The organism is Streptomyces marokkonensis (assembly GCF_039539045.1).
GTDB classification, from domain to species: Bacteria; Actinomycetota; Actinomycetes; order Streptomycetales; family Streptomycetaceae; genus Streptomyces; species Streptomyces marokkonensis.
Genome location: NZ_BAABCQ010000350.1, coordinates 1 through 2,161, shown reverse-complemented (window position 1 = coordinate 2,161; position 2,161 = coordinate 1). Strand labels below are relative to the sequence as shown.

The following is a 2,161-nucleotide window of genomic DNA, read 5'->3' as shown; positions in this document are numbered from 1 at the left end:
CGACGAACTCGGCTCCTTCAGCGGGAGTGGTCACCTCAAGGAAGTGGTACTCCTTCGATCCGGGCGTGTCTATTATCTCCCGCAGCCGCGTTGCATCGAACTCGCGGGTCAGAAGCGAACGGTCAATCGCCACATCGGTCTCGGCGACGTACACGCGGTCGGTGACTCGTGCTGGAAGCCGGACGTCCTGGCTGTCGGTGTCGAGCAACTGGACCGCCTCGCGCAGATAGTCGACCAGTTCATGCGCCCGGAACGGAGGGACGGGGTGCTCACGTTCGTGCAGCGATGCGCCGTCGTCGTCAGAGGGTCGGAGCAGTTGGATGCTCATGGGCGGGTTCCACTGGTAGACCAGCTCACCCGCTCCGATGAAGGGCGACTCGTCGCCAAACAGCGTGAAGACAGCGAAGTCTTCCTCGTCATCGTCCTCGCTGTGACGAGCGCGGCGGTAGACCGCACAGGGATGGTGCTGCTCCGTGTCTGCCGCCTGCTCCCGGCGGGACAGGTACCGGGGCCGCAGAGTCGGTGCCCGCATGATGCGGTGGAGTATCAACTGCCTTACGGCTCCGACGCCGAGGCATACGAACGTGATACCCGCGCCTATGTGGATGGCGGTAGTCGCCTGACACGGATGGGTGAGCGCGAACATCAGGCCGACCAGCGTCAGGGACAGCGCAGCCCAGCCGACGCGTCTGAGTGCGTGTGCGCTCTCCGAGTATCTACGAGGGAACAGCCACCTCAACAGAGCCCGAGGGCCCGGCACCGGCCCCAGCCCCCGACGCTTGGACTTCCGCGCCTTCCGCCTGCTGCGCCTGGTCCGGCCGATCCGGTCGAGCCCAGGCTCCTCCCGGTCCAACTTCCTCAGCTCGACGGCGAGCGGAATCAGGCACAGAAGGGCGAGACCGCAGGAGACCATGACGGCGGTGGGCAGGGCGCCAACCAAGACCGGGACACCCACCGCGCCGGCCACCGTCCCCCGCAGCAGCGCGGTCAGCGCGGCGGCCCGCCACGCGTGGCGCATGACTGGGACGATGTCGAACCCGTAGGACGGGGCGACCCTGCGGTACGGGGCGGTGCACACCTCGTCGATCACGAGATCCCGGAAGCGCTCGTCCACGTATACGCCGCTGCATAAGTGACGGGTGGCGGCGGAAGGTTCGTCCCCCACCGCCTTGGCTGATGGCGCATGGGAAGTGAACATGCCCTACCCCTCCCCTCGTTGTGTTTTGGTCTGTGAGACCATAAGTCGCGCAGGCGTTTAAGTCAATGTGACCTTTAGGGGTTCAGCGTGGATGACTGGCTGAAAGACTCCACCGAGGTGGAGGCGTCATGGGTGACCGTCGACCTGGCGATCTTCACGATCAGGTCCGGGCAGTTGATGGTGCTTTTGATCGAGCGCGGGGTGGAGCCCTTCCTCGGTCGGCCTGCGCTGCCCGGCGGTTACGTGCACAAGAACGAGACCCTGCGTGAGGGCGCGCTCCGTGAACTCCGCGAGGAGGCCGGAATCGACGGGAACAAGTTGCACCTCGAACAACTCGGCGCCTACGGAGACCCCCGACGCGATCCGAGGGGGCGAGTGGTCACGATCGCCTATCTCGCATTGGGACCGGACCTGCCCGCCCCCGTGGGCGGCACCGACGCCCGGCGCGCCTATTGGGCTCCCGTCTCCCAGCTGGAAGGGAAGCAGGCGGCGTTGGCGTTCGATCATCCGGCGATCCTCGCCGAAGCCCTGGAGCAGGTCCGGAGCAAGCTCGAATACACCGCCGTCGCCACGGCCTTCTGCAGTGAACTCCTCACCCTGAGCGAGTTGCGCACGGTCTACGAAGTGATCTGGGGCCAGCAACTGGACCCGAGCAACTTCCGCCGCAAGGTGCTCAACACCACGGGCTTCGTAAAGCCCACCGGCGATCAACGCTTCCCCCCCACCGGCCGCCCGGCTGCCCTCTACCGCCGCGGTGACGCCTGGCTGCTCAACCCTCCACTGCTGCGCGGCGCCGGGCACACGGCGTGACCCGCACCCCGAGTCGGACGATGCCCGAGATCGACCCCGCCACACCCTCTTCGGTTAAGCCGTCGCCCAGCCCGCCGCGCTGAGGCGAGTCGTGCCCGGGCAAACTCACCGACTCTGAGCAGGGGCCCCGGGTCGGCGGGCTTGCCGAGGCGT

General features: G+C 66.9%; 2 protein-coding genes. One reads left to right on the top strand and one right to left on the bottom strand.

All coding sequences use genetic code 11. The features are described 5' to 3' along the window. A partial coding sequence (locus ABEA26_RS35785) for a hypothetical protein (protein ID WP_345598221.1) occupies nt 1-1,114 on the bottom strand: 1,114 nt, incomplete at its 3' end. A gap of 171 nt (nt 1,115-1,285) precedes the next feature. Here ABEA26_RS35785 and ABEA26_RS35780 point away from each other — a divergent pair. Continuing rightward, complete coding sequence (locus ABEA26_RS35780; protein ID WP_345598219.1) at nt 1,286-2,008, top strand: NUDIX hydrolase; 723 nt, start codon at nt 1,286-1,288, stop codon at nt 2,006-2,008. The last annotated feature ends 153 nt before the right edge of the window (nt 2,009-2,161 follow it).